The sequence below is a fragment of the Amycolatopsis sp. PSD-21 genome (genome assembly GCF_055561455.1).
Window position 1 is genome coordinate 8,170,601 of the sequence record NZ_CM145712.1, and the last position, 26,086, is coordinate 8,196,686.

30 protein-coding genes are annotated in these 26,086 nt (G+C 69.8%); 13 read left to right on the plus strand and 17 right to left on the minus strand.

Features of this window, described 5'->3' with window-relative positions:
- Positions 1-14: 14 nt before the first annotated feature.
- A complete protein-coding gene (locus ACZ1DY_RS38320) occupies positions 15-509 on the plus strand; it encodes a TIGR03618 family F420-dependent PPOX class oxidoreductase (protein ID WP_225949358.1) in 495 nt (164 codons plus the stop codon).
- A 75-nt stretch (positions 510-584) separates the two neighbouring features.
- Here the strand turns inward: ACZ1DY_RS38320 and ACZ1DY_RS38325 are convergent, their stop codons facing one another.
- From ACZ1DY_RS38325 to ACZ1DY_RS38360, 8 genes are all read right to left on the minus strand, one after another.
- Positions 585-1,775: a cytochrome P450 gene (locus ACZ1DY_RS38325; protein ID WP_257484186.1), complete on the minus strand. Its 1,191-nt coding sequence runs from the start codon at positions 1,773-1,775 to the stop codon at positions 585-587.
- Positions 1,768-2,976, minus strand: coding sequence for an acyltransferase family protein (locus tag ACZ1DY_RS38330; protein WP_465482561.1), 1,209 nt, complete (start codon positions 2,974-2,976; stop codon positions 1,768-1,770). The genes ACZ1DY_RS38325 and ACZ1DY_RS38330 overlap by 8 nt, the downstream gene beginning before the upstream one ends.
- A gap of 99 nt (positions 2,977-3,075) precedes the next feature.
- On the minus strand, positions 3,076-4,458 hold the full coding sequence (locus ACZ1DY_RS38335; protein ID WP_465482562.1) for an MFS transporter: 1,383 nt from the start codon (positions 4,456-4,458) through the stop codon (positions 3,076-3,078).
- Positions 4,455-4,601 (minus strand): hypothetical protein, encoded by a 147-nt coding sequence (locus ACZ1DY_RS38340; RefSeq protein WP_257484183.1) that lies wholly within the window; start codon positions 4,599-4,601, stop codon positions 4,455-4,457. The genes ACZ1DY_RS38335 and ACZ1DY_RS38340 overlap by 4 nt, the downstream gene beginning before the upstream one ends.
- Positions 4,598-5,293 carry a TfuA-like protein gene (locus ACZ1DY_RS38345; protein ID WP_257484182.1) on the minus strand — a complete coding sequence of 232 codons (696 nt, stop codon included), beginning with the start codon at positions 5,291-5,293 and terminating at the stop codon, positions 4,598-4,600. Before ACZ1DY_RS38345 ends, ACZ1DY_RS38340 begins: the two co-directional genes overlap by 4 nt.
- 9 nt (positions 5,294-5,302) lie before the next feature.
- On the minus strand, positions 5,303-6,655 hold the full coding sequence (locus ACZ1DY_RS38350; protein WP_465482563.1) for a YcaO-like family protein: 1,353 nt from the start codon (positions 6,653-6,655) through the stop codon (positions 5,303-5,305).
- Positions 6,652-7,632 carry a selenoneine biosynthesis selenosugar synthase SenB gene (gene senB / locus ACZ1DY_RS38355; protein ID WP_465482564.1) on the minus strand — a complete coding sequence of 327 codons (981 nt, stop codon included), beginning with the start codon at positions 7,630-7,632 and terminating at the stop codon, positions 6,652-6,654. The genes ACZ1DY_RS38350 and senB overlap by 4 nt, the downstream gene beginning before the upstream one ends.
- Entirely contained in the window at positions 7,629-9,260 is a 1,632-nt protein-coding gene (locus tag ACZ1DY_RS38360) for an NAD-dependent epimerase/dehydratase family protein (protein ID WP_465482565.1), read from the minus strand. Before ACZ1DY_RS38360 ends, senB begins: the two co-directional genes overlap by 4 nt.
- Before the next feature lie 198 nt (positions 9,261-9,458).
- Between ACZ1DY_RS38360 and ACZ1DY_RS38365 the strand changes: the two genes are divergently transcribed.
- Positions 9,459-9,890, plus strand: coding sequence for an arsenate-mycothiol transferase ArsC (locus tag ACZ1DY_RS38365; RefSeq protein ID WP_257484178.1), 432 nt, complete (start codon positions 9,459-9,461; stop codon positions 9,888-9,890).
- Here the strand turns inward: ACZ1DY_RS38365 and ACZ1DY_RS38370 are convergent, their stop codons facing one another.
- Positions 9,891-10,049: a hypothetical protein gene (locus tag ACZ1DY_RS38370; RefSeq protein WP_465482566.1), complete on the minus strand. Its 159-nt coding sequence runs from the start codon at positions 10,047-10,049 to the stop codon at positions 9,891-9,893. It lies immediately after the preceding gene.
- 851 nt (positions 10,050-10,900) lie between these two features.
- Here ACZ1DY_RS38370 and ACZ1DY_RS38375 point away from each other — a divergent pair.
- The 3 genes from ACZ1DY_RS38375 (at position 10,901) to mscL (ending at position 12,468) form a co-directional block, all read left to right on the plus strand.
- Positions 10,901-11,212 carry an FmdB family zinc ribbon protein gene (locus tag ACZ1DY_RS38375; protein WP_126736849.1) on the plus strand — a complete coding sequence of 104 codons (312 nt, stop codon included), beginning with the start codon at positions 10,901-10,903 and terminating at the stop codon, positions 11,210-11,212.
- Positions 11,213-11,328: 116 nt separating this feature from the next.
- Positions 11,329-11,970: an SAF domain-containing protein gene (locus tag ACZ1DY_RS38380; protein WP_465482567.1), complete on the plus strand. Its 642-nt coding sequence runs from the start codon at positions 11,329-11,331 to the stop codon at positions 11,968-11,970.
- Positions 11,971-12,063: 93 nt separating this feature from the next.
- On the plus strand, positions 12,064-12,468 hold the full coding sequence (gene mscL, locus ACZ1DY_RS38385) for a large-conductance mechanosensitive channel protein MscL (protein ID WP_126736847.1): 405 nt from the start codon (positions 12,064-12,066) through the stop codon (positions 12,466-12,468).
- A gap of 6 nt (positions 12,469-12,474) precedes the next feature.
- Here mscL and ACZ1DY_RS38390 read toward each other — a convergent pair whose 3' ends face one another.
- Entirely contained in the window at positions 12,475-12,648 is a 174-nt protein-coding gene (locus ACZ1DY_RS38390; RefSeq protein ID WP_257484175.1) for a hypothetical protein, read from the minus strand.
- A gap of 55 nt (positions 12,649-12,703) precedes the next feature.
- On the opposite strand from ACZ1DY_RS38390, the gene ACZ1DY_RS38395 reads away from it, so the two are divergent.
- Positions 12,704-12,991, plus strand: coding sequence for an Rv0909 family putative TA system antitoxin (locus ACZ1DY_RS38395; protein WP_465482568.1), 288 nt, complete (start codon positions 12,704-12,706; stop codon positions 12,989-12,991).
- A 32-nt stretch (positions 12,992-13,023) separates the two neighbouring features.
- On the opposite strand, the gene ACZ1DY_RS38400 is transcribed toward ACZ1DY_RS38395, so the two are convergent.
- Positions 13,024-13,524: a MogA/MoaB family molybdenum cofactor biosynthesis protein gene (locus tag ACZ1DY_RS38400; RefSeq protein ID WP_005155592.1), complete on the minus strand. Its 501-nt coding sequence runs from the start codon at positions 13,522-13,524 to the stop codon at positions 13,024-13,026.
- Between the two features lie 122 nt (positions 13,525-13,646).
- On the opposite strand from ACZ1DY_RS38400, the gene ACZ1DY_RS38405 reads away from it, so the two are divergent.
- Together ACZ1DY_RS38405 and ACZ1DY_RS38410 are read left to right on the plus strand one after the other, a co-directional pair.
- On the plus strand, positions 13,647-14,708 hold the full coding sequence (locus ACZ1DY_RS38405; protein ID WP_465482569.1) for an NAD-dependent epimerase/dehydratase family protein: 1,062 nt from the start codon (positions 13,647-13,649) through the stop codon (positions 14,706-14,708).
- A gap of 70 nt (positions 14,709-14,778) precedes the next feature.
- Positions 14,779-15,582, plus strand: coding sequence for an MBL fold metallo-hydrolase (locus tag ACZ1DY_RS38410; protein WP_465482570.1), 804 nt, complete (start codon positions 14,779-14,781; stop codon positions 15,580-15,582).
- Between the two features lies 1 nt (position 15,583).
- Here ACZ1DY_RS38410 and ACZ1DY_RS38415 read toward each other — a convergent pair whose 3' ends face one another.
- The 4 genes from ACZ1DY_RS38415 to ACZ1DY_RS38430 are packed head-to-tail and all read right to left on the minus strand — an operon-like array spanning position 15,584 to position 19,912.
- Positions 15,584-16,750 (minus strand): serine hydrolase domain-containing protein, encoded by a 1,167-nt coding sequence (locus tag ACZ1DY_RS38415; RefSeq protein WP_465482571.1) that lies wholly within the window; start codon positions 16,748-16,750, stop codon positions 15,584-15,586.
- Between the two features lie 54 nt (positions 16,751-16,804).
- Positions 16,805-17,854, minus strand: coding sequence for a sensor histidine kinase (locus ACZ1DY_RS38420; RefSeq protein WP_257484171.1), 1,050 nt, complete (start codon positions 17,852-17,854; stop codon positions 16,805-16,807).
- On the minus strand, positions 17,851-18,549 hold the full coding sequence (locus ACZ1DY_RS38425) for a response regulator transcription factor (protein ID WP_034305757.1): 699 nt from the start codon (positions 18,547-18,549) through the stop codon (positions 17,851-17,853). The genes ACZ1DY_RS38420 and ACZ1DY_RS38425 overlap by 4 nt, the downstream gene beginning before the upstream one ends.
- A 10-nt stretch (positions 18,550-18,559) precedes the next feature.
- Positions 18,560-19,912, minus strand: a complete 1,353-nt coding sequence (locus tag ACZ1DY_RS38430) for a hypothetical protein (protein ID WP_465482572.1) — start codon at positions 19,910-19,912, stop codon at positions 18,560-18,562.
- Positions 19,913-20,043: 131 nt separating this feature from the next.
- Between ACZ1DY_RS38430 and ACZ1DY_RS38435 the strand changes: the two genes are divergently transcribed.
- Genes ACZ1DY_RS38435 through ACZ1DY_RS38455 form a run of 5 tightly spaced genes read left to right on the plus strand, consistent with a single transcriptional unit; the run spans position 20,044 to position 23,417 of the window.
- Positions 20,044-20,700 carry a glycosyltransferase family 2 protein gene (locus ACZ1DY_RS38435; RefSeq protein ID WP_257484168.1) on the plus strand — a complete coding sequence of 219 codons (657 nt, stop codon included), beginning with the start codon at positions 20,044-20,046 and terminating at the stop codon, positions 20,698-20,700.
- The gene (locus tag ACZ1DY_RS38440; RefSeq protein WP_465482573.1) at positions 20,697-21,341 is read left to right on the plus strand and encodes a TIGR04282 family arsenosugar biosynthesis glycosyltransferase; all 645 of its coding nucleotides are present in this window, start codon (positions 20,697-20,699) and stop codon (positions 21,339-21,341) included. The genes ACZ1DY_RS38435 and ACZ1DY_RS38440 overlap by 4 nt, the downstream gene beginning before the upstream one ends.
- On the plus strand, positions 21,338-21,946 hold the full coding sequence (locus ACZ1DY_RS38445; protein WP_126736837.1) for a methyltransferase domain-containing protein: 609 nt from the start codon (positions 21,338-21,340) through the stop codon (positions 21,944-21,946). The genes ACZ1DY_RS38440 and ACZ1DY_RS38445 overlap by 4 nt, the downstream gene beginning before the upstream one ends.
- A complete protein-coding gene (locus tag ACZ1DY_RS38450; RefSeq protein WP_465482574.1) occupies positions 21,943-23,010 on the plus strand; it encodes a molybdopterin-dependent oxidoreductase in 1,068 nt (355 codons plus the stop codon). The genes ACZ1DY_RS38445 and ACZ1DY_RS38450 overlap by 4 nt, the downstream gene beginning before the upstream one ends.
- Complete coding sequence (locus ACZ1DY_RS38455) at positions 23,007-23,417, plus strand: hypothetical protein (RefSeq protein ID WP_465482575.1); 411 nt, start codon at positions 23,007-23,009, stop codon at positions 23,415-23,417. Before ACZ1DY_RS38450 ends, ACZ1DY_RS38455 begins: the two co-directional genes overlap by 4 nt.
- A 312-nt stretch (positions 23,418-23,729) precedes the next feature.
- Here the strand turns inward: ACZ1DY_RS38455 and ACZ1DY_RS38460 are convergent, their stop codons facing one another.
- On the minus strand, positions 23,730-25,124 hold the full coding sequence (locus ACZ1DY_RS38460; protein ID WP_465482576.1) for a S1C family serine protease: 1,395 nt from the start codon (positions 25,122-25,124) through the stop codon (positions 23,730-23,732).
- A gap of 85 nt (positions 25,125-25,209) precedes the next feature.
- The gene (locus tag ACZ1DY_RS38465) at positions 25,210-26,010 is read right to left on the minus strand and encodes a DeoR/GlpR family DNA-binding transcription regulator (RefSeq protein WP_465482577.1); all 801 of its coding nucleotides are present in this window, start codon (positions 26,008-26,010) and stop codon (positions 25,210-25,212) included.
- Between the last annotated feature and the right edge of the window lie 76 nt (positions 26,011-26,086).

The following is a 26,086-nucleotide window of genomic DNA, read 5'->3' on the forward strand; positions in this document are numbered from 1 at the left end:
GGAAAGCAGGGAAAATGAGCACTGGTATCCGAGAACCGCTGAAGGCAGGCCGTCCGCACATGCCCGGCTACGGCACCCAACAGTGTGAAGCCGGGTTGCTGCCCTGGTCCTGGGCCGACGACAAACTCCGGGCCACGATGAACTACTGGGTCGCGACCGTCCGGCCCGACGGCAGGCCGCACGTGATGCCGGTATGGGCGGCCTGGGACGGCGAGGCCCTCTGGTTCGGCAGCACCCACACCTCGCGCAAGATGCGCAACCTGCGCGCCGACCCGCGCTGCACCGTCACCATCGACGACGCGCTCGACCCGGTCGTCCTCGACGGCGTCGCGGAGTTCGTCACGGACCCGGAGGCCATCGCCACGTTCGTCGAAACGGCCAACGCGAAGTACTCGTCGGCCTACAGCTACGACCCGGACGTCAACGCCGTCGTCGCGATCCGGCCGGCCTGGGCGTTCGGGATGCGGGCCGAGGACTTCACCGGGACGCCCACCCGGTGGCAGTGGTAGCCGGTCTCCCGGCTCCCACATGACGAAGGGAGCTTTCCTCGCGTCTCACGCGGGGAAAGCTCCCTTCGTCTTTGCTCAGCGCAGGTTCAGCAGCAGCCGGGACGGCCGCTTGAAGGCGCTGTCGGTCCACTCGACCTCGTCCGGGTCCTCGGCGAGCGAGAGATCCGGATGCCGGTCGACGAAGGCGCCGATCAGTTCCTGCATCTCCATCCTCGCCAGGTTCGCGCCGAGGCAGAAGTGCACCCCGCGGCCGAAGGTCAGATGGGCCTTCTCGTCCCGGTCGAGGCGCAGCTCCCGCGGGGCGTCGTAGATCGTCGGATCGTAATTCGGCCCGACGAAGGACGCGACGACCGCCTCACCCTTGCGGATCGTCCCGGACGCCAGCTCGACGTCTTCCAACGCGACCCGCAGCGGAGCGCCGTCCCCCGGTACCTCGACGCGCAGCAGTTCCTCGACCGCGCTGGGGATCAGACCGGGCTCGGCGACCAGGCGGTCGTAGTGCTCACGCGGGGCCAGCAGCCGCAGGAACGCACGGGACAGCACCGATCCGGTCGTCTCGTGCCCGGCGAGGAACATGCCGATCGTGTTGCGCACCAGCTCGTCGTCGGTGAGCCGGTCGCCTTCGTACCGCGCTTGGATCATTGTCTGGAGCACGCCGTCGCCCGGCAGGTGGCGGACCTGTTCGATCAGTTCGACGCAGTACGCCGCGAACTCCATCAGCGCCGCGGTCTGCTCTTCGATCCCGAGGCCGCCGGACGGGAGCAGGAGATCCGACCAGTGCCGGATCCGCTCGGCGTCGATCCCCGGTACCCCCATCACCTCGCTGATCACCTCGACGGCGAACGGGAACGCGACCGTGCTCACCACGTCGACGACCGGGCCATCGAGCCCGTCGATCATCTTGTTCGCCATGGTGCGCACCCTTGGCCGCCACTCCTCGACCTTGCGCGGGGTCAGGGTCCCCGCCAGCAGGCGGCGCAGCCGGGTGTGGCGGGGCGGGTCCATGTTCATGATGATGTCGGGGTCGACGGTGAAATCGAGACCGTCGGCCTGCCTCGGCGCCCCCTCGTACGTGAGGTTCCGGCTGAATCGCTGGTCGCTGAGCACCTTGACGACGTCGTCGTACCGGACCGCGAGCCTCGCCACGTCGCCGCTCTGGAGCCGTACGTTGCCGAGCGGGCACTCCCGCAGACGGTGCTCGTAGTCTTCGACGGGACGGCCCCGGGGGCCCTGCGGGAACGGGAAACTGTCGAGTTCTTCAGCCATGGTCTTCCATCCTCACCGTGGGTGCCGGTGCCGCGGTTTTCGCGGAAGCCGGATCTTGCCGATACACAACGAACCGCGGTCTGCGCCGGGTGGAGAAGCGCCGCATGACGGGTCGTTCCACGCCCGCGTAAAGCAGCCAGGACAAGACGAGCGTCACACCGAAGAGCAGGGCGGTCACCCCCAGCGCCGCCGGTGTCCCCCATTCGTCCCCGATCCACCTCACCCCGAAGGTGAGCACGAGCCAATGCACCATGTAGAAGGCGAAGGAGACTTCACCGAGCCACACCATCCGGCGGCCGGCCAGGAAGGTCCGTTTCCCGTCACGGTCGGCCACCGCGCCCGCCGCGATGAGCAGGCCGAGGGGCACCACGGTGACCGCCGTCAGCTTGTAGGTCATCGGGAACAGCGGCGCCGTCGCGTAGGCGACCAGGGAAAGGGCAGCGGCCCAGCCGAATCCCAGCGGCAGGCGGCGCCCTTCCAGCACGACCCGCGCCAGCAGGATGCCGAACACGAAGTCGAGCAGGCGTACGGGGGCGAACGCGTAGACGAACCAGAACCGCGGTACCGAGGTCTCCGCGTACCAGAGGTAGGGCTCGTTCGGCAGGGAGGTCGCGGCGAGCGGGACGAGCAGGATCAGCGCGACGACCACGCCCACCCAAAACCACAGCCGGTCCGGCCGGATCCGGCGGATGTACCGGAACAGCAAGGGGAACGACAGGTAGAACAGCACTTCGCAGGAAAGGGACCACGAGACGATGTTGAAGCCGCCGTTGACCGGCGCCCAGGCCTGCAGCAACGACAGGTTCAGCGCCGCTGTCCCGGGGTCGAAGGTCTCGTTCGCGACGAAGCCCAGCAGCAACGCCGCCGCGACGAAGGTGACGACGTGGTTCGGGTAGATCTTGAAGAACCGACGCCGCCAGAACGTCCGTGCCGTGTCCTTCTCCCGTGCGGACCAGGCCAGCACGAATCCGCTGAGCACGAAGAAGAATCCGACGCCGGTGAAACCGCCCTGGATGAACATCGCCGTCATCGACTTCTGGACGCCGTCGTCGGCGAACAGGTTCTCCAGGGTGAGATGGGAGAGAAAGACCGCGAGCGCGGCGATGAAGCGCATCCCGGTCAGCGACGGCAGGCGTGCGGCCCGCGCGTTTCGCGCCGCCCGGCGGCCCGATCCGGCCGCGGGCGAAAGGGAAATGTCCATGTCCCCATCGTCAGCGACCGCTCTTCACCAGGGCATCTCCGCCGGTGCGGAGCTGATCGGGATCGGTCCGCACCCGGCGGGCGGCATTCGTCCGATCGGTCAGGTCACCCGGCTCCGCAGTGCCAGCAGGCAGGCGGGAACGGCCACGAGGGTGACGAACCCGAAGACCACGCCGTAGACCAGCGCACCGGGGTACTCGACGGCCGTCCCGACGTTGAACAGCGCCCCCGCCGCGCCGATCAGCACCACGCTCCCGAGGCCCTGCGACACCTGCATGGCGGCCGAGTACCGGCCTTGGTCCTCCGGCGGGCAGTGGTCGAAGGCGAGCACCGTCAAGCTCGGCATCACGAGCCCCATCCCGAATCCGGCGACGATCAGCGCGGCGCTCGCGGTCAGCGGCGGCACGAACCCGAACACGCCGAAGATCGCGATCACGCTCGATCCGGCGATCACCACCGAACCGAGCAGCACCAACCGGTGCCGGGGCACCTCGGCCCACGGATGCCCCTGCAGCCAGGCCGCGCCCGCCCACAGCAGCGTCGCCCCGGTGAAGGAGACACCGGCGACGGTCACCGAGATCTGCCGCTGGTTGATCAGCATCAGCGGGATGTAGGACTCCAGCGTGAAGTAGATGCCCGCGCTGAGCCCCCGCAGCAGGATCGCGGCGGGGATACCCCTGGCCGCGCGGAGCGTCCCTTCCGGCAGCAGCCGCGGCACGCTGATCACCAGCGCGACGACGCCGACGGCGGCGAACGCGAGATGTGTCAGGTCCAATCCGGACGCGCCGAAGTGCAGGACCCCCGCCGCCACCGCGACGATCGCCGCGGCCCGCACGAGACCCGGCGGCGTCGCGCGTTCGTCGTCGGCCACCGGGCTGAGCCGCCGCAGGAAACCGAGCGGGATCAGGGAAGCGACCGAGACCAGGATCGCCAGCCCGAAGAACACCCACCGCCACGACAGCAGCTCGGTGACCGTCCCGGCGATCGCCGGGCCGATCATCGACGGCACGATCCAGCAGGTGCTCATCAGCGAGAGCGCCTTCGGCCGCAGCTTCGACGGATACGACTGCGCGATGGTGACGTTGAGCCCGACGACCACGACACTGCTCGCGAAACCCTGCACGCAGCGTCCGGCGATCAGCTGCCACATCGTGGTCGCGGTTCCCGCCACCAGCAGCCCGGCAAGGAACAGGCCCAGTCCGAGTATCAGCAGCAGCCGGGGCCCGCGCTTGTCGGCGATCTCGCCCGCCAGCACGCTGCCGAACAGGCTCATCGTGACGAACCCGCCCAGCGCCAGCGCGTACACGTGGAGCCCGTCGAGCTGGCCGACCGCCACCGGCAGGGTGGTGACCAGCGCCAGCGCGGCGAACCCTTCGAGGAACATCACGCAGGCGAAGCCGATCGTGCTCGCCCGGTACTCCTTGGAGAAGATGCCCGCCTTCGACGGTGTGACACCCTCCTCCGCCAAAGGCGCCGCGGTCATTCGATCGAGGTCATGATCGTCATGGTCAGGGATTCCAGCGTGCCCTGGACGCCGTCGGACGACGTCCGCACGGCCTCCAGGAACCGTTCCAGCTGGTCGGGGCTTAACCCGGCCAGCGGGGCGAGAGACGGGTCGATGTTCACAGCGCACCTCGGACGTCGGCGGATTTGATCTGCGGTACGGCGGCCGGGTCGAGGAAGTCCCGCATCGCCGCGAGGAGCAGCAGGGCGTCCTCGCGTTTCGTGTCGGGGGCCCCGCCGGCGAAGAAGGCGGCGATCCTGGCGTGCTCGTCCTCCGGGATCTCCCGGCGCAGCAGCATGAGCACGGTCCGGTTGACCCGCTGCGGGAAGTACAGCTCCTTGGCGATCTCGAGGAACCGCTCGCCCGTCCCGGGGGCGAACGCGCCCTGCTCGATGCCGGCGGCGATGGCGAACCGCATGTTCACCATCGGCTCCGACAACGCCGAGAGGTTCTCCTCGTCGTAGGTGACGGCGACCTCGTCGTCGGCATCGATCCGCCCGGAGAAGTACTCCTCGTAGATCTTGCCGACGCCGACCATGCCGAACGGCGAGCATTCCGCCGCGCGCAAGGCGCCCATGCTCGACGAACCGAACATCGTGACACCGCGGTCCATCGCTTCGAGCACCTCCTTCGGCGAGACGCACAGGCTCTGCAAGAAGCGGCCGTCGACGATGCCGATGGCCTCCGGCGGCTCCGGCCTGGCCAGCAGTCCGGCCAGGTCGCCCCGTTTGACCGGCGGCAGGAACTCGACGTCGAGTTCGGCCGAAGCCGATTCGATGTCGATGCTCGGGCCGATGAAAACCACTGCGCGCATGACGATCTCCTAGGCGGGCTTGGAAAGTTCGGCGGCCCGGATCCGGGCGGAGAGTTCCAGCAGCGTGTCGTTCCAGACCGCGGCGCCACGCGGGCCGATCTTGCAGTGGTCGACGGCCCACGATTCGAGCCGCGGCACGATCACCCGCACGACGCTCACCGGGATCCCCGGCGGCGAGAGGTCGACGGCGAGCGCGCGGTCGATACCGGCGGCGCGGATCCGGTCCAGGATCAGCTCGATGTCGGTCATCACGTCGTCGGTGGTCCACGACGGGATCTCGTCGAACGCGACCTGTTTGCGCATCGGCTGCCAGGCCCACGCGCCCTTGTCGATCGTCGCCGACCGCTGGACGTGGTTCTGGTACTTGGACACGTTCTCGGTCGGGAGCCGGATGTCCTCGCGCATCGCCTGGATGTCGACGGCGCGACCCTGCGCGCATTCGGTGATGGCGCGGATGAGCGCGACGTTCGCGTCGGGATGCGTGCCGAATCCGCCGTGGCCCTGCGACGTCGTCGGGCCGAGGTCTTCGGAGGTGGCGGCGAGGAAACTCGGGATCTCCAGATCCGAGGTGATGTGCACGATCCGCATCTTCAGCCCGGCGTCGTGGAACTTGTCCACGAGGGATTTCGCGACCGGCGGCAGCGTTTCCAGGTCCACGTGCGGGTGGAGTTCCCTGAGGTACGACGTGATGTGCTCGGGCTGAGGCTCGACGAAGATGCCCTTTTCCAGCACCTGCGCCAGCTGGCTGCTCACGAGTTCCGCGTTGGTCATCGAGTCGCGCTCGATCAATTCGGTGAGCGCGTGGCAGATGGCCTCTTCGAGGCTGTTCCCCGACGCCAGGCCATTGGTGGAAAGCACCTTGTAGCAAGGAGGTTCATGGAACTTCAGCCCGTAGACGGCGGACGCCTGCGGGATGAGGACGGACTCTTCGTTCATCAGGTCGTACGCCTCGACCCACGAGATCGGGAGATCGTCGCGGTAGTGCGCGGAAAGCTCCGCGTTGTTCTCGCGCGGATCCAGCACCGTGCGGCCCTCGGCGACCAGCTCCTCGTAGGACGCGATGACCCGCGGCCGCACCGGGAGCGCGGCGGAGAACCGCTCGATCGCCTCCATCGCCGCGGACGTCCTGGCGTCGATGTTCGTCAGACCTTTGCCGTTGTAGACGGAGATGATGTCGTTGGAGCGCGGCGCGATGGCGTTGTAGACCGGGATGCCGACCCGGTCGAGCCAGGTGATCTCCGCGACCCGGGTGACCCCGGCGCGCCGCAGATGCGGCTCGATCCGCGCGTAGGTCTGCTCGGCGGTGAATTCCCGGTGCACCCCGCCACCACCGACCTTCGGAACGCTCTTCCTGAGTTTCATCGCACTCCCTCGTATCCGGAGTTCGCCGGCACCGCTTCGGCGAGCAGTCGTCGCCATGCCTGGGTTTCGCGCTCCGGATCCGCCGAAGCGCGGCGGGCGGCGCACTGCCGCCGTATCCGCGTGTAGAGCCCGTCGCGGTCGTGCTCGGCGTCGTCGAGCACGGTGGCGAGCGCGACCGTGTCACCGACGGGGAAGTAGCCGGCGTAGTCCTCACCGAGCAGCCCGACGGAACCCGGGACGCGGGTGGACACGATCGGGACCCCGGCGGCGAGCGCTTCGGTGACCACGTTCGCCCCGCCCTCGTGCAGCGACGTCAGCACCAGCAGGCGGCTGCGGGCGAGGACGGCGAGCGCTTCGGGTCGCGGCAGCGGGCCGAGCCAGGTGTAGCGCGGGTTTTCCGCCGACTCGGCACGCAGCCGCTCGCCGACGTCGTCCTCGCGCACGCCGCCGACATGGGTCACGGTGATCCGCGACGACGACGGCAGCAGGCGCACCGCCTCGCTCAGCCGCAGCGGATCCTTGACCGGCCGGGCGTGTGCCAGGAACGCGACCTCGAAGCGGTCCTCCGCCGGTGCCTCGCCCGGAATCGGCGGCATCGACTGGGTGATCACCCTGGTACGGCCGCGAAGCCCGAACGGAACCTGGAGAAGTCCTCGCGGCTGAAGGACGACGATCCGCGCGGCTCGTCCGAGCAAGCCCAGGTCGACGCCCCCGGTGACCAGGTCCGGGTAGAGATCCGTGCCGGTCAGCGCGATCACGACCGGCGTGTCCGGGCAAGCGGCGGAGAAGGCGCGGATCGCGGCCTCGCTTTTGCGCGCGTGCAAGGCGATGAGCAGGTCGTAGCGCTCGCCGTCGTAGTCCTGGGCGACCCGGACCTCGTGGCCGAGGTTCCGCAGCAGACGCGCCCACCGGCGCGCGGTGACGCCGTTGCCGTAGTCGCTGGTTTCGGGGACGGGGCCCGCGACGAGGATCCTCATCGGACCCGGTCCACGTCGTAGGCGAGCCATTTGCCGAAGGCCCGGACGGCTTCCTCGGCCGGGATCGTGGCCGTCCAGCCGAGTTCCGCGGCCGCGAGGCCCAGCTTCATCACGCGCGTGTCCGACGGGGCGGTGACGACTTCGGTCGGCACGGCGCGAACCGCGGCGCAGACGACCTTCGCCAGTTCATTCCCGGTGAGGGTCGCCGTCGCGATGTCGTACACCGGCGCGACCGGTCCGCCGGTCAGCACCGCGTCGATCGCGCTCGCCATATCGCGTACGTCGGTGAACTGGTGGACGCGGTCGGGGTCGACCGGCAGCGGCCGCCGGGTCCATGCCAGCTCAATCCAGTGCGCCACCAGGGTTTCCGTCGAGGTATGCGGCCCGATCGGCGTCGCGAACCGCAGGACGTGCTCACGCGATCCGGCGTCGACGATCGTGCGGAAGACGTCGCCGGGATCCGCCACGTCGCCGAGGTGCACGCGCCTCGTCCCCTCGGCGGCCCTCGCGCTGTCGACGACGTCGTGGCCGAGTTCGGTCAGCAGTCCGGAAAGGTGCTCGGCGAGCGGGCCGCCAGGGCCGGTGATCGCGATCCGGATCCCGGTCCCCCGGCGTGGCCGCCTGGGCCTGCCCGCTCGATCACGCCCCGCCGCGAAACCCCATACGGCGACGTCGTGGTGCGAGGGTGTGATCGCCTCGATCTCGGACGCCAGGAGCCGATCGCAGAGACCGCCCGGGCCGATGGTCGCCAGCGCCTGGTCAAGCACCGCACTACTGTGTTCCACAGTGGACAGTCCCATGGCGAACGCGGTCAGCCAGGTCTGCCAGGCGGCTTCGGACAGGTCCGAGCCGCGTTCGAACCCGGTTCTGCACTCCTGCGGCGAAATCCCCGATCGCCGCAGGAGCCGTTCTGTTCCGAGGTACTCCCAGTACCCGTCGCCGCGTACGGCGCATTCGGAAGTCAGGTGTTTGTGGAAGGGGATCACTTCGTGCTCGGCGAGCACGTCACCGACCGTCGCGGGGGCGACCGCGGAGAAACACGCGGAACGCCGCAGACCGTGCGCGTCGTTGCCGGCGACACTGGGCAGGCCGGAATGTTCGACGGTGTTCGGCACCGCGATGCGGATCGGTGTCCCCACTGCCTTGAGATAGCGGAACATCAGCACGTCGCACGGCCACCGGTCACCGTCGCGGACCGCGTATCCGGCGTAACCGCGCGCGATCTCGGCCGGCAGCATCAACGCGACGCAGGGCGCGTACTCGTTGACCGCCGTCGCCCAGTCCGCACCGGCGGCCGCGGCCATCCGCACGGCCGCGCCGTTGCGCGAGTTCCAGTTGGCGTAGAACGCGATCGCGTCGCCGGGCAGCCGCCCGGCCGCCTTCCTCGCGTGCTCGAAGAAGCCGTCGGCGAGCCGGACGTCGTCCTGCAGGACGAGAAAGTGGGTCGCGTCGTCGGGAACGCCGCTCCAGGCCAGTCTCGTGGTGCGCGCGGCCGTCGGCGGCCCGTCCGGATCGGGGTCCAGGACGACCCGCGTCGCACCGGCGGGATCGAGTCGCGCGAGTGCTTCCGCCTCTGCCCGGCGCCGGGGGTGCGCCATGACGGCGCCGTGCACCCGTATCTCGGTCATCGACCACCCCTGCCGTCCATTTCGAACACCGGCCGAAGTGTGTCACCACCCTTATACCGTCCTCTTCTTCAAGACTGCGAGTGGGACGGAACGGTGAACTTCTCCTCGATTGCGCCTCTTTTCCGCATGTCCCACGAATGAGATTTTCACGGGTAACGTCGGGAGCAGGCCACGAAACCGAGGAGAGCGGGCGAGAAGATGACGGATATCCTTTTCGTGTGCGTGCACAACGCGAGCCGATCGCAGATGGCGGCCGCGTTGCTGAAGCATCACGGATTCGGCCGGGTGACCGTGCGGTCCGCGGGGTGCGACCCGGCGGAGCGGATCAATCCCTTGGTGGCGGGCGCGCTGGCGGAATGGGACGTCGACATCTCGGGCGAGGTGCCGAGCCGGGTCACCTACGAAGACGTGGCGGCGGCCGACATCGTGATCACCATGGGCTGCGAGACCTATCCGGTCGCCGAAGGGACAAGATACGTCGAATGGGTCGTCCCCGACCCGGAAACCGAAGGGATCGTCGGCATCCGGCCGCTACGGGACGACATGGACCGGCGGGTTCGCGAGCTTCTTTCGTCCCTTGTGGACACTCCAGCCCGCGCCCGGCCCGCCCTTCTCAGGAAATCCTCCTGATCAGGCGCACGGTGACCTGGTCGCCTCGTGGTCGTGACCGCCCACGGTGCCGCCGACCTTGACGACCATTCCAGCACCGGAGAATTCGGCGGATTCCTGCATTCTCACCCAGGGCAGGCCGCTATTGGAATCAGGAACGACTTCGGCGGTGAAGGTCACGTCGATTTCCTGCGGCGCTTCGCGTCCGCCATATTCGAGCCTTTCCGATCGGAGGTGAGACGACACCCTTTACAGACGGCGCGCCACGCAATCGGGAAGAGGCCGGGCGGCGGCGCCGGAGGTTACTTTTGACGGACGAGAAAGGGCGCCGCCGCGGACCGGGGGTCGAGTCCCCAGTTCGCACCCCGGCTGACGATCCCCGGAAGCGGAGCCGTGGCACCGCCCCGACTCGCCGGAACGCTCAGCGCCCGCGACCGTGACCCCGCGGGCGCTGAGCGGCCGGGTTCACCGGTACGCACCCTCGAAGTCGAACACCCTCAGCCGGCAGAACCCGGTGGGCTTGGCCGTAGCTCATGCCGTACATGGCGGTGACCATGCCTGCCGGTGTTGCGGGTAGCCGTGAGCCGGGAGGCCGAATCTCCAAGTTCGCATCGATGAGCGCGGCGCGAACGCCGCAGGGCAGCACCCGCAGCGCGCCACCAACGACGACGGAGACCCAGGAGCCACACGGCCACATCATGCCTTGACGCGACCGACCCGGCGCTAGAGACGGCAGGGGCGAGGGAAGCGGAGCAACAGGCACACGGGGTGGCCGGAGAGGCCGCCAGAGTGAGCACTGAGCAGGAAGGCGAGCCCCTCAGGCGGCACGCTCGGAGACCGCCCAGCTCATGACGGCTCGTACCCTGGACCAGAGCCGATCTCGGTCCGGCGAGGAACAGGTACGGAACAGAGGGCGTGACCAGGTCGTCATGTGACCTTGGGAAACCTTGTTTGACCTGCGTCGGAATGCCCCGGTACCGTAGGGCGTTAGCACTCTTGTCGGCTGAGTGCCAATGCACGAAGGAGCAGCAGTGCCCACCTACCAGTACGCCTGCAAGGAATGCGACCACGCTTTCGAGGCCGTGCAGTCGTTCTCCGACGCGAGCTTGACCGTGTGCCCGCAGTGCTCGGGCCCGCTTCGCAAGGTCTTCAGCTCGGTCGGCGTGGTCTTCAAGGGCAGCGGTTTCTACCGCACCGACTCGCGTGACTCGAAGGCCAGCACCACCTCGGCCCCGGCCAAGTCCGAGACCAAGACGGAGTCGAAGAGCGAGTCGAAGCCGGAGACCAAGAGCGCGACATCCTCCTCCACGGGTACGACGAAAACGGCCGCCGCCGCTTCCTGACGTCCCGAGTTGTCCACAGGCCCCCGGTTATCCACAGCCGGGGGTTTTCGTTCTTTCCAGGGCAGCGCGCCCGCCCCTAACGTCGAGATCAACACCGATCGACGAGGGGGAATCCCGTGCTCCATCAACTGCCCGTCCTGCGAAGACTCCACGGCAGGCCGGCCCGGCTGCTCCGCCGCTGGCTCGCCCTTTCCCTGCTGCTCGGCGGCCTGATCGCGCTGTTCCTGCCCGCGTCCGCACGCGGCGCGCCCGGCACCGCGACCGTCGTCTCCGCCCGCGACCTCCCGGCAGGCTCGCTGCTGCGCGCCGAGGACGTCAAACTCGTCGACCTCCCGGACGACGTCCGTCCACAGGGCGCCACCGGCCTGCCTTCCTCGGTGGAGGGGCGGATGCTCGTCGGTGCGGCGCGGGCGGGTGAACCGCTGACGGACGTCCGCCTGCTGGACGCGGGCATCCCCGGATCGGGTGATCCCGAGAGTTCGACCGTGCCGGTGAGGCTCGCCGACGCCGGTGTCGCGGAGTTGCTCAGGCCGGGCCGCCGCGTCGACGTCGTCGCGGCCGCCGAAGCCGGGCGCGAGGCGTCCGTGCTGGCCAGCGCGGCCGTCGTGGCCGCGGTGGGCGAGCAGAGCACCCGCGATCCGACCTCGCCCCGTGCCGGGAGCAAGGGACCTTTGGTGCTGCTTTCCCTGCCTTCCGCGATCGCGACACGAGTCGCGGCCACCTCGCTGGAACGGTCCATAACGGTTACCCTCCGCTAGCTCGCGCCTGCCCTGTGGCGGCGGGCGCCTGCGTCCCCCCGGTATGGAGAAGGGACGGTCGGCGAACCGTCCCAGGTGAAAGAGGAGAGCGTCTTGATCAAGGGCTTCAAGGACTTCCTGATGCGCGGGAACGTCGTCGACCTCGCGGTCGCGGTGGTCATCGGCGCCGCGTTCACAGCGATCGTCACGGCCTTCACGAACGGCCTGATCAAACCGCTGATCAATGCCATCGGCGGCTCGGACGCCGCCAAGGGGCTGGGGTTCAACATCCTCAGCGCGAACGACTCGACGTTCATGGACTTCGGCGGCGTGATCAACGCGGCGATCAACTTCGTGATCGTGGCCGCGGTCGTCTACTTCGTGATCGTGCTGCCGGTCAAGCACGTCCAGGAGCGGCGCAAGCGCGGTGAAGAGGCCGGCCCCTCGGAGCCGACCGACGTCGAACTGCTCACCGAGATCCGTGACCTGCTGCGCGCGCAGCAGAACCGCGCGAACTGACCCGGGTCACCGGTCGTGATGAGGCGGCCGGTTCTCCAGGAACCACGAGTCGGAGTCCGGGGTGCGCTGCCCCGGCTCTCGCTCGTCGGAGGTCGTGTCCGGCAGGACGTCGCCGAAGATCTCGTCGACCCGCCGTTTCTCCGCCGCGGAGGAACGCTTGTCCTCGTCTTCACCTGGCATGACACCCATTTTCGCACCGGTCGCGGGGGCCGCCCGCCGGTGGGACCATCAGCGCATGAGCATCGTCGAAAAAGCGAAGGGGCTGGCCGCGCAGGCCATCCACAAAGCGGAAGAGGTCGCGGGCGAAGTCCGCGAGAAGGCCGGGCCGCTGGCCGAGAAGGCGGGCGACGTGGCGGCCAAGGGTGTCTCGGCGGCGTCGGCCGGGGCGAACAAGGTCACCGGCGGCCGGTTCGAGGACAAGATCGGCCAGGTCACCGAAAAAGTGGAAGGAGTGCTGCACCACGACAAGAAGGGCGAGCCCGGGACCGAACCCGGACCCGCCCCGAAGGACCCCGCCTCCTGAACGCGGGGCCCCTGAAAACCGAGCCTCTTGAACTAGGCCTCTTCGAGCCCGGACAGCTCGTCGATCACGTACGGCACCAGCGACGAGAGCGTCGCCATGCCGTCGCGGACGGCCGCGCGCGAACCCGCGAGGTTGACCACCAGCGTGCTGCCGGAGACGCCGACGAGCCCGCGGGAGATCCCCGCGTCCACCGCGCCGGCGGCCAGGCCGGAGGCGCGCAGGGCTTCGCCGATGCCCGGGATCGGGCGGTCGAGCACCCCGGCCGTCGCGTCGGGGGTGCGGTCGCGCGGCGAGACCCCGGTGCCGCCGACGGTGATCACCAGGTCTGCACCGCCGATCACCGCGGTGTTGAGCGCGTTGCGGATCGCGGCCGTCTCGGCCTCGACCACCACGACGCCGTCGACGATGAACCCGGCCTCTTCGAGCAGCTCCGTGACCAGCGGTCCCGTGTTGTCCTCGTGTTCGCCGTGGGCGACCCGATCGTCCACGATGACCACCAGTGCGCGGCCCAGCCGTTGTGCGCTCCGTTCCATGGTCACACCGTATCCGGTTTCGGCTGATCTTCGCTTCAGCGGTGCCGCGTAGTTGTGACGATTCCCTGACGTGAGCCCGCGATCCGGCGCCGCCGCCCGGGATCGCCCCTAGCGTCGGGACGGTGCGAACACTGATAACCGGCGGGGCCGGATTCATCGGCTCCCACATCGCCGATCTGCTGTCCGATCAAGGTGACGAGGTCGTCGTCCTCGACAACCTTCTGAGCACCGCGCACGGTTCGCCGCATCCGCCGGGGTACACCGGCCGCCACCGGTTCCTGCGTGGCGACGTCACCGACCCCGAACTGGTGGCCGAGCTGCTGGACGGCGTCGACGCGGTCTGCCATCAGGCGGCCGTGGTCGGGCACGGCGTCGATCCGTCCGACGCGCCGTCGTACGCGCTGAACAACGACTACGGGACCGCCGTCCTGCTCGCCGCGATGCACCGGGCCGGGGTCCGGAAGCTGGTGCTCGCCTCGTCGATGGTCGTCTACGGCGAAGGCCGCTACGAATGCCCCATCCACGGGATCGTGCCGCCGTCGCCGCGGAAGCGATCCGATGTGGACGCCGGCTGCTTCGAGCCCTCGTGCGCCACCTGTGGCGCCGAACTCGACTGGCGCCTGGTCCCCGAAGACGCGCCGCTGCGGCCGCGAAGCACCTACGCGGCCACCAAGCTCGCGCAGGAACATCTGGCGGCGGCGTGGGCCCGGCAAACCGGCGGAACCGTCTGGGCCCTGCGCTACCACAACGTCTACGGGCCACGGATGCCGCAGAACACCCCGTACGCGGGCGTCGCGTCGCTGTTCCGTTCCTCGCTCCTGCGCGGCGAGGCGCCGATCGTGCTGGAGGACGGGAAACAGCAGCGAGACTTCGTGCACGTCCACGACGTGGCGAGGGCGAACGTCCTGGCGCTGCGCACCGACGGACCCGAAGGTGACCTGACACCGTTGAACATCTGTTCCGGGCAGCCCCACACCGTCGGCGAACTCGCCGAGGAACTCGCGAAGGCCTGTGGCGGGCCGTCTCCGAAGATCGCCGGGGGTGCCAGGCCCGCCGACGTCCGGCACGTCGTCGCGGACCCCGCCCGCGCCCGGCGTCTGCTCGGCTTCACCGCTCGTACCGGGTTCGCCGAGGGCATCGCCGGGTTCGCCACCGCTGAGCTGCGGGAACCGGCCGGTCTCTGAAACCGGGAACAGACCGGGCCCTCCGCCGGTTGTCGTTCCCGGCAACGGAATCGGCTTTTTGGGGGTTTTGGTGGGCATCACCGTCGGAGACATCGAGATCGAAGCGCTCGGGGACGGTCTGATCAGGCTGCCGCTCGCGTTCTTCCCGGGTCTCGACCCCGAGGCCCACCCGGAGATCTTCGACGAGGACGGCACCGTGCACGTCCCGACCGGCGCGTACCTGATCCGCGGCGACGGCCGCACGATCCTGGTCGACACCGGGCTCGGCCCGCGCGAATTCGCCTTCCCGCCGGGGATGACGCCCGCCAAGGGCGACCCCACCCCGCCGATGGGCACGGGCGGCGACCTCGCGGCCGCGCTGGACAAGGCTGGCTGCCCGGTCGGCGAGATCGACACCGTCTTCCTCACCCACCTGCACAACGACCACATCGGCTGGATCGCGCCCGAGGGCGAGCTGACCTTCCCCGGCGCTCAGGTGGTCTTCGGCCAACTCGACTGGGACGCCCTGATCGCGCCCGCCGGGACGAGCGAATGGAGCCGTGTCGGCATGGAGACCGCCCGCGGCGCGGGGCTGACCGAGGCGATCAGCGGCGACACCGTCGAGATCGCGCCCGGGATCGTGGCGCGGCACGCCCCCGGGCACACGCCCGGCCACTACGTCCTCGACATCACCGCGGACGACGAGCGCCTGCTGCTGCTCGGCGACGTCCTGCACACGCCCGCGCAGCTGACGGACACGCGAGTGGGCTTCCTCGGCGACGTCGACCCCGAACTCGCGCTCCGCACCCGGCAGCGGTTCCTCGCGGAAGCGGAAGAGACCGGCGCGATCATCGCGCCGGCCCACTTCCCGGACATGGGGTTCCTGCGGCTCTGACCTACTTGCCGCAGAGCACCTTGTCGGTGAGCAGCTGGTCGGCCTTGGTGTAGGCCTGTCCCAGATCGGCGGCCGAGTCGCCGTAGGTCATGGACAGCTCGAAGGTCCTGCTGCCGTCGGGCGTGCTGGCCATCACCGTCCCGAAGCCGTGGAAGCCGCCCATGCCCTTGAGGACGGTGCCGCAGCTCGCTTCCTGAATGTAGATGCCCAGGCCGTAGCCGCCCTTCGGGTGCGGCTTGCGCATCTCGTCGAGCAGCGGGGCGGGCAGGAGTTTTCCGCCCAGCAGCGCGGAGAAGAACGTGTGGAGGTCCTTCGTGGTCGAGATCATCTCACCGGCGCTGGACGCCCACGACGGGTTCTGGTTCGTGATGTCGACGGTCTTCCACTGCCCGGGCTTCTCCTCGTAGCGGTAGTAGCCGTGGGCGTGCGGCCCGGGGATGCCCGGCCAGGTGCCGGGAACCACGGTGTCGCGCAGCCCGAGCGGCCGCAGGATCCGCCGCTGGATCTCGTCGCCGTAGGGACGGCCGGCGACCTTCTCGATCACCAGACCGGCGAGGACGTAGTTGATGTTCGTGTAGGTCCAGTCCGTGCCCGGCGCGAACAGCGGCGGCTTGGACAGGCCGAACCGCACCAGTTCCTCCGGCCGGTAGGTGTGGAACCGGTTGTCCAGGAACTCCTTACCGGTCAGGGGGATTCCCGGCACGATCGTGCCGTCGGGCAGCATCGCGCCGGTGTAGTCGAACAGGCCGCTGGTGTGCTGCAGCAGCATCCGCACCGTGATCCGCCGGTCAAGGCCGAACTCGGGCAGGTACCCGGCCACCGGCGCGTCCAGGCCCACCTTGCCCTCGCCCACCAGCTGCAGGACGACGGTGGACACGAAGGTCTTGGTGTTGCTGCCGATCCGGAATCGCCCGTTCGTCGGGGGCTTGGCGGCCGAGCCCAGCTCGCGCACCCCGGCGCTGCCGGTCCAGTCGCCGCGCGCGTCGTGCACCCGCAGCTGTGTCCCGGCGAAACCGGAGGCGACGATCTGCTCGGCCATCGCCCGCAGGTCCGGCCGGTCCCGTCCCTTGTCCGCGGCGGCCACGCCGGGCGTGATCCCGGCCAGCAGTGCGGCCGCCACCGCGGTGATCCCGGCCCGTCGGAAGAATCGCTTCGCTGAAGTCGTCATGGCGGCAACGATCGCGGCCCGCCCTGACACCGCGGTGACACGCCGCTGACACGGTCAGGGCATGGCGAGCGGGAGCCGGACCTCGAACCGGCAGCCGGGCCCGTCGTTCCGGACGCCGATGCGGCCGCGATGGGCTTCGACGAGGCCCTTCGCGATCGCCAGCCCGAGCCCGCCGCCGCTCGCCAGCCCGCCGCGCTCGGGGGTGCGCGCCGTCGTCCCGCGGAACGCGACGTCGAAGACCCGCCCGATCTCGTCTTCGGGGATCCCGCCGCAGCCGTCGGAGACCGCGAGCAGCGCCTCGCCGCCCTCGATGCCGATCTGGACCGCGACCGTCCCGTCCGGCGGCGTGTGCCGCACGGCGTTGGACACCAGGTTGCGCACGATCCGCGCCAGTTCCGGGTCGCTGCCGGAGACGACCGGCCACACGTTCGCGTACTCGATCATCCGCACGCGTTTCTGCTCGGCGAGCGGTGCTTGCGCGGCGACGGCGTCGCTCACGACGTCGCGCAGCGGAACGGCCGCCATCGTCAGCTGCAGCGCGCCCGCGGTGATCCGTGAGAGCTCGAACAGGTCACCGACCATGCCGGACAGCCGCGTGGTCTCGCCGCTGATCCGCCGTGCGTACCCGGTGACCTCGATCGGGTCGGCGACGACGCCGTCCGCGACGGCCTCGGCCATCGCCTGGATGCCGGCCAGCGGGCTCCGCAGGTCGTGACTGATCCACGCGACCAGTTCGCGCCGCGACGCCTCGGCCGCGCGCTCCCGTTCCCGCGCCTCCCGCTCCCACACACTGCGGCGCGCGATCGCGCGGCCGAGCACGAGCGCCGCCGGCACCGTCACCAGCGCGACCAGCACACAGACCAGCGTCATCGTGGTCAGCGCCGGGGTGAACATGAACCCGCTGATCCCGAGCACCGCGATCAGCGTCGCGAGCACCGGGATCAGCACGAGGATCGTCATCGTGCTGGCCAGCGAGCCGCGCCGGAGCAGGTACAGCGCCAGACCGCCGAGCACCATCACCGGCAACGCGAACATCAGCGCGAACGGCAGGATGTGCCAGGCATGCGCCAGCATCTCGCCGAACGACTCACCGGAGCCGATCATCGCCGCACCGGGTCGTACCGGTAGCCGACGCCCCACACGGTGGCGACGCGGACGGGTTTCGCCGGGTTCTTCTCGATCTTCTCCCGCAACCGTCTCACGTGGACGGTCACCGTGGACTGGTCGCCGAAGTCCCAGCCCCAGACCTTCTCCAGCAGATCGGCGCGGGAGAACGCGACACCGGGATGGGTGAGGAAGAACGCGAGCAGATCGAATTCCCGGCTCGTCAGCGGAAGTTCCACGCCACCGAGGGCCGCCTGCCGCGCCGACATCTGCAACGCGAGGTCGCCGTCGGTGATCACGCGTGCCGCCGGTTCGGGCCGCGGCATCCGCGCCCGCCGCAGCACCGACGCCACGCGCAACGCGAGTTCCTTGGGGCTGAACGGTTTCGTGACGTAGTCGTCGGCGCCGAGCTGGAGTCCGGCGATCCGGTTCTCCTCCTCGCCGAGCGCGGTCAGCATCACGACCGGCACCTGGCTCACCTGCCGCAGGCGACGGCACACCTCCAGCCCGTTGAGGCCGGGCATCATGACATCGAGGACCACGAGATCCGGCCCGGTCGCGGAGAACAGCCGCAACCCCTCGGTGCCGTCCCCGGCGACGTCGACTTCGAAGCCCGCGACCTCCAGGTACCGCCGGACGACGTCCCGCACGGTCTCGTCGTCGTCGACCACGAGCACGCGGCCCTGCTCTGTCATGTCGTCCACCTCACCAGCTCGTCAGCACCAGATGGTTCACCACCAGCGCCGTCGCCGCCGACGCGGCGAGCCACCACCGCCGTCCCTTCGGCGGCAGCAGCGCCACCGCGGGCAGCAGCCACACCTCGAACGGTAGCCAGATGCGTTCGACCTCCGCCTTCGACAGGCCGGACAGGTCGGCGAAAGCGATCGCCAGTACCGCGGCCACCACGATGAGGGTGACCGGCTCGCGGAACGACCGTTTCGGCTCGGCGAGGAACTCCGCACCCGCACGCCGCGTCCCGGCGATCACGGCCGGGCCGACCGCGATCAGCACCGCCGCGATATCCGCCCACACCCAGTAGGAGTACGGGCGCAGCGTCGCGATCCCCTGGTAGTAGCGCTCGACCACCAGGTGGTAGCCGTCGAGCCACCAGAACCCGGCCAGCGCGAACGCCACCACGACCACGGTCACGCCCGCCGTGGCGAGGAGCAGGATCCGCCATTCGCGGGTCAGCACGACGACGGCCAGCACGATCACGCCGAGCAGCACGAGACCGTAGGAGAGGAAGAGCCCGAACCCGAGCAGCAGACCACCGGGGAGCGCGAGGATCCGCCGTCGCGTGGCGAGCGCCAGCAGCGCGATCCCGGTCGCCGTGACCCCCGCGAAGAGACCGTCGGCGGAGACACCGATCCAGATCGCGCCCGGGGTCAGGACGGCGAAGGGCAGGACAGTCCTCGCGGCGTCCTGCCTGCCCAGCGCGGAGAGCGTCACCGGCACCGCGACCACCGCGAGGCAGCCGGCCAGCACGACGACCGTCGAAGCCCACGCGCCGCCCTGCAGACCGAGCCGGTCGAGCCAGACGAAGACCAGCGTCGCGCCCGGCGGATGCCCGGAGACGTGCGTCGTCCACGAATCCGGCTGGAAGTCCAGGATGCGCGAGGAGAACCCGGCCAGCATCTTCGGGATGTCGGTGATCCCCGGGACCTCGTGCAGGTACTCGTGTTCCGTGGTGAGCCTGCCGGTGAAACCGCGCGTCCACCCATCGATCATCGCCAGCGAGAACGTCCACGCCAGTGCGGTCACGTAGCCGAGCGCGAGCAGCGGACGCCACCGCAGCCGGGCGGCGAGCAAGGGACCTTTGGTGACGACCAGGAGCGCGAGCACGACCGCGGCCACCGAACCCGGCCCCACATGCGGCAGCCACAACCCGAACAGCGGCGGCGCGAAGGCGTAGATCACCACGCCGGAACCGGGCCGGTTGTAGTGGAGGCCGACCGCGATCGCGGCGGCGACCACGAGCATCGCCAGCCCCACGGCGATCAGATCGGCCCGGCGGCCGGTACGGGAAGGGGCGGTGACAGTGGACATCACCGGCACCATAACCGCGTTCCCGCCGCCCGGCGGCTCGGCGGCGCGGACCGTCAGAACTCGGTAAGAACTTCCCGGACGTCAGAATTCGGTAAGCAGCGCAAGGGTTTTCGTCCGTCCACCCCGGACTTAACGTGCGTTGCGTGAACGATGACCAGGTTGACGTCGTGCTCCCCTGTCTCGACGAGGCCGGTGCCCTTCCGGGGGTGCTGGCGGCCCTGCCCGGACATTACCGGGCGATCGTGGTCGACAACGGCTCCACGGACGGCTCCGCCGAAATCGCGGCCGGGCTCGGGGCCAAGGTCGTCCACGAGCCCAGGCGCGGCTACGGCGCCGCGGTGCACACGGGGCTGGAAGCGGCCACGGCGGACGTCGTGTGTTTCGCCGACGCCGACGGCTCCCTCGACCTCGCCGAGTTGCCGACGCTGGTCGGCGGCCTCGCCGACGCCGAGCTGACGGTCGGGCGCCGGATTCCCATCGGCCCTGGTGTCTGGCCGTGGCACGCGAGAGCCGGCAACGCCGTGATCTCGTCTCTCCTGCGACACAAGGGATTGCCGGTCCGCGACATCGCGCCGCTGCGAGCCGTCCGGCGACGGGCACTGCTCGATCTCGACGTCACCGATCGCGCCTTCGGTTACCCGCTCGAACTGCTGATCAAGGCGAATCGCGCGGGCTGGCGGGTCACCGAGTTCGACGTGTCCTACGGCGAACGCGCCAAGGGCACGAAATCGAAGGTCTCCGGCTCGCTGCGGGGAACCCTGCGGGCCGCGAGGGATTTCGGTCGGGTGCTGAGCCGATGACCTTCTGCCTGTTGATCGTCGCCAAAGCTCCCGTGCCCGGTTTCGCGAAGACGCGGCTCTGCCCGCCCGCGACACCGGAGCAGGCCGCCGGGATCGCGGCCGCCTCCCTGCTCGACACTCTCGAAGCCGCCCTCCTGACCCCGAAGGCACGCGTGGTCGTCGCCATGACCGGCAAGCTCGACGAAGCCGTCCGCGGCACGGAAATCGCTTCAGCGCTCCGCAAAACGGAGGTGATCCCCCAACGCGGAGAAGGTTTCGACCTGCGACTGGTCAACGCCCACGCCGACGCGCCCCGTCCCGGCGAACCGGTGCTGCAGATCGGGATGGACACCCCGCAGGTCACCCCGTCGCTCCTGGCCGACGCCGCGAACCGGCCCGAAGATTCGGTCCTCGGACTCGCGGAAGACGGTGGCTGGTGGGCACTGGGCCTCAAGGATCCGCTGCACGCCAAGACTCTCGCCGGGGTGCCGATGTCGCGTGATGACACCGGACGTCAGACCTTGCGCGCCCTGGCCGATATCGGCCTCCGGCCCGGCGCCCTGCCCACACTGTCCGATGTGGACACGATCGCGGACGCGCACCGGGTCGCGGCGGCGGCTCCGCACGGCCGGTTCGCCCGAGCGGTGGCGGAGGTCCGGTGACCGCCTTCGACCGCGGCCTGCTCGGCCACCGCTGCTGGCTGGAACTGGCGACCGGCGAACGCGTCGACCTGCCGGTCGACCGCTGGACGGCCATCCCCTGCGACGGCGACGACGTCCTCCTCGCCGCCTGCGACGGCCCGACCCTCGACGTCGGCTGCGGGCCCGGCAGGCTCACCGCCGCGCTGACCGAACGTGGTGTCGCCTCGCTCGGCGTCGACATCTCGGCCACCGCCGTGCGGCTCACCCACGCCCGCGGCGCCGCCGCGCTCCACCGGGACGTGTTCGACCGGCTCCCCGGCGAAGGGCGCTGGCGGCATGTCCTGCTCGCCGACGGGAACATCGGCATCGGCGGCGACCCGCATCGCCTCCTGGCCCGGATGGCGGAACTGCTCACCGACGGCGGGACGGTGCTCGTCGAACTCGACCCGCCCGGCCGCGGCCTCCGGCAGGACCGCGTCCGGCTGCGCCCCGACAACGGCGCCTGGTTCACCTGGGCCTGGGTCGGCGTGGAAGCGATCGCGGATCTCGCCGCGCGCACCGCGTTCCGCGTCGCGTGGTCCACCAGTCACGGTCACCGCTGGTTCGCCTGCCTGGAGAAAGCATGAACACCCCTTCGGAGCGGGTGACGTCCCGGATCGGGCTCGCGCTCGCCGTCACGTTCACGCTGTGCTTCGTCACCGGCCTGATCAGCCATCTCATCCAGCATCCGCCGTCGTGGTTCGGCTGGCCGAGCCGCCCGGTCTGGCTGTACCGCGTCACCCAGGGCACGCACGTGATCTCCGGGATCGCGTCGATTCCCTTGCTGCTGGCCAAACTCTGGAGCGTCTACCCGAAACTGTTCGAGCGCCCGGTGATCCGCTCGCTGCCGCACGCGCTGGAACGCCTGTCGATCCTGGTGCTTTCGGCCGCCGCGTTCTTCGAACTCGTCACCGGCCTGTTCAACGTCGCGCAGAACTATCCGTGGACGTTCTACTTCCCGCAGCTGCACTACGCGGTCGCGTGGGTGGCGATCGGCTCGATCCTCGTGCACGTCGCTGTGAAACTCCCGATCGTCCGCCGCTCACTCACGACAAAGCCCGAGCCCTCGCGCCGCGCTTTCCTCCGCACGACCTGGCTCGCCGCGGGTGTCGCCGTCGTCGCGACCGCTGGAGCGACGGTTCCGTTGCTGCGCAACATTTCCGGCCTGTCGTGGCGGACTGACAAGGGCCCGCAAGGTCTGCCGGTGAACCGGACCGCCGCGGCGGCGGGTGTCCTGGACACGGCGAACGACCCCGGCTGGCGGCTTTCGGTGGTGACGCCGGACGGTACGAAGACCTATTCGCTGGAAGAACTCCGCGCGCTGCCGAGAACTTCGGCCGAGCTGCCGATCGCGTGCGTCGAAGGATGGAGCGAGTCCGCGCGCTGGAGCGGCGTCTCACTGCCGGAGTTGTTGCGGCACGCCGGAAGCACGCCGGGCACTCCGGTCCGCGTGTTCTCGCTGGAGAAGGCCGGGCCCTACGGGATCAGCGATCTTCCCGGCGAGCACACGGCGGACGACCTCACCCTGCTGGCACTGGAACTCAACGGCGAGGTGCTCGACGCCGACCACGGCTTCCCGTGCCGGATCATCGCCCCGAACCGGCCCGGCGTCCTGCAGACGAAATGGGTCACCCGTTTGGAGACGCTGTGAAAACGTTGCGGCTGCTGCTGTTCCTGCCCGGCCTCGCCGCTCTCGCGTGGGGCGCGGTGCTGTTCTCCGAGTACGCCTTCCCGCTGCGCCCGGACGTCTTCAAGACGCTGGGCTGGCTCGCCGGTGGCCCGCTGGCGCACGACCTGCTGATCGCGCCGCTGGTCGGCGCCGTGGGATTCGCGCTGAGCAGGTTCCTCCCGGAGCGCTGGAAGACGCCGGTCAAGACGGGCGCGGTGCTCAGCGGGGTGTTGACGCTGCTCGCGATCCCGTTGCTGTGGCGGCCTTTCGGCGGCGCGCGGAACCCGGGCCTGCACGACGCCGACACCGTCACCGGCCTGCTCGTCAGCCTGGCGGTCGTCTGGCTCGGCGTCCTCGTGGCCGCGCTGCTCCGGCGGAAGGCGCGCTAGAGAGGCCTTGGTGGTCTGCCCGGCGCCGTGTCGCGAAAGCCACTTTCGGGACACGTGACGTCCCGAAAGTGGCTTTCGCGACATGCGGCTGTACCGTCTGCGATGAATGGTCCGATCAGAAGGCACGACCGTTGCGAAAGTGGCTTTCGCAACTCCTCCCTGACCTGGGCGGCACGCAATTGCCTTATCCATCAATAAAAAAGAGCCACACGCGACCGGGATTGGCAGCCGGTCGCGCGTGGCTCTTCGGGTCCGGCCCGCTGGGGGTTCGAGCCGGAGCTGGTCTCGGCCGCGCACGGCGGCCGAGCGTCTCTAGTTCGGCGTGACGGGCTGCCCGCCGAGGGTCACCTCGATGACCTTGTCCCCGCTGAGCGTGAACTTCACCTTGTCGTTCGGCGCCCTGGTGCGGATCTCGGCGACGAGCGCGTCCGCGTTGGGGATCGGCCGGTCGTCCAGCTTCGTCACGACGTCACCGGATTTGAGGCCGGCCTTCTCCGCGGGGCTGCCCGGCGAGATCTCACCGAGCTGCGCCCCACCGGTCGGCGCCGTCTGCACTCGCGCGCCGATGAAGGTCTGCGTCGCCTGGCCGGTGTTGATGATGTCGTCGGCCGTGCGGCGCGCCTGGTCGATCGGGATCGCGAAGCCGATGCCGACGTTGCCGCCGCTCTCGCCGCCCTGGCCCTGCGCGGACCTCGGGCTGTAGATCGCCGAGTTGATGCCGATGACCTGGCCCGCCATGTTCGCGAGCGGGCCGCCGGAGTTGCCGGGGTTGATCGCCGCGTCGGTCTGCACCGCGGACATCACCGTGGTCTGGTCGCCGTTGCCGCCGGCGCTCACCGGCCGGTTCAGCGCGCTGACGATGCCCGACGTGACCGTGCCGGTCAGCTCGAACGGCGAGCCGATGGCGACCACCGGCTGCCCGACGCGCAGGTCGTCGGAGCGGCCGAGCTCCACCGGGGTCAGGCCGCTGACGCCGCTGACCTTCACCACGGCGATATCCGTCGTGGGGTCGCGGCCGACGATGGTCGCCGTGCCCTTCTTGCCGTCCTGGAACACCGCCTGGATCTGCCCGCCGCCGGCGGCGACCTCGACGACGTGGTTGTTGGTCAGCACGTAGCCGTCGGTGCTGAGCACGAAGCCGGAGCCCTCGCCCGCACCCGACCGGCCGGACACCTGCAGCTCGACCACGCTCGGCGAAAGCTTCTGCGCCACGGATTCGACCGAACCGGCGGGCAGGTTGCCCGTCTGCTGGGCGGGCTTCGGCGCGTCGAGCGCGTTCACCGCCGAGCCGCCGGACGCGTCACCGGTCAGGTAACCGACCGTGCCGCCCGCGACCCCGCCGACGACCAGCGCGATCGCCGCGACACCGGCGAGCAGCTTGCCCGATGTGGACTTCTGCGCCTGCCGCTGCTGCGGCACCGCGTACACCGACGGACCCGGCTGGGTGAACGGCGTCTGCTGGCCCGGGATCTGGTGCCCCTGCGTGGGCGCGTGCTGAGCCTGCGGGGACCAAGGGTTGTACTGCTGCTGTTCCTGGGAGTAGGCCTGCTGCGCTCCGGTGTGCGGAGTGGCATGGCCGCCGAGGCCGGTCGCGTCGGGCTGCTGCGGCGCGGGCTGAGCCCAGTTCGCGCTCTGCTCCGCGTCCGGCTGAGCGACGGCGGGCCGCGCCTTGTCGGCGTCCTGGCCGCTGGGGTCGTTCTCGGTCATGTCTTCACCTTGCGGGATGGTCCTGAGAAGTTCCTGAGCCAATGCTGTGCATCGCACATGAGTATGGCGCCAACGGCCGCCGGCTTCACGCTTCTTCGGCTTCCGCCGCCTCCACCGTTTCGGCGATCATCAGCTCACCCGCCTGCTCGGTGAGCGTTTCCCTTGCCCGGATGGAAAGACCGTCGTCCGACACGACGACGTCGGCCTCTTCGAGCCCGGCGATCGTGGAGATGCCGACGATGCCCCATTTGGTGTGATCGGCCAGCACGACCAGCTTGCGGCCCGCCTCGACCAGCGCGCGGTCGGTCTCGGATTCGGTGAGGTTCGGCGTGGTAAACCCGGGCCCGTCGGCCATCCCGTGCACGCCGAGGAAGACGACGTCCAGGTGCAGCGACCGCAGGCTCTGCACGGCGACCGGCCCGACGAGGGCGTCCGACGGGGTGCGGACGCCGCCGGTGAGCACCACCGTGCGATCCGGCTGGTTCGCGCCGCGCAGCACGTCGGCGACCTGGATGGAGTTCGTGACGATCGTCAGGCCGGGGATCTCGTCGAGCGCCCTCGCCAGCGTCCACGTCGTGGTGCCCGCGGAGACGCCGATCGCGGTGCCCGGCCGGACCAGCCCGGCGGCGACCGCGGCGATGGCCTCCTTCTGCGCGCGCTGACGCACGGATTTGGCCTCGAAACCGGGCTCGTCGGTGCTCTTGCCGACGACGGAGGTGGCGCCACCGTAGACCTTCTCGACCAATCCGCGGCCGGCGAGCACGTCGAGGTCACGGCGCACCGTCATATCGGAGACGCCGAGCCTCACCACGAGGTCGCTGACCCGGACCGCCCCGGTCCGGCGCGCCTCCTCGAGGATCACCGCCTGTCGCTGCCGCGCGAGCACGAACCCTCCTCCATCAACTACACAAAATCCTACACGATCAAACATGGCGCGACGAGTCGAGCGGACTGCCACCATG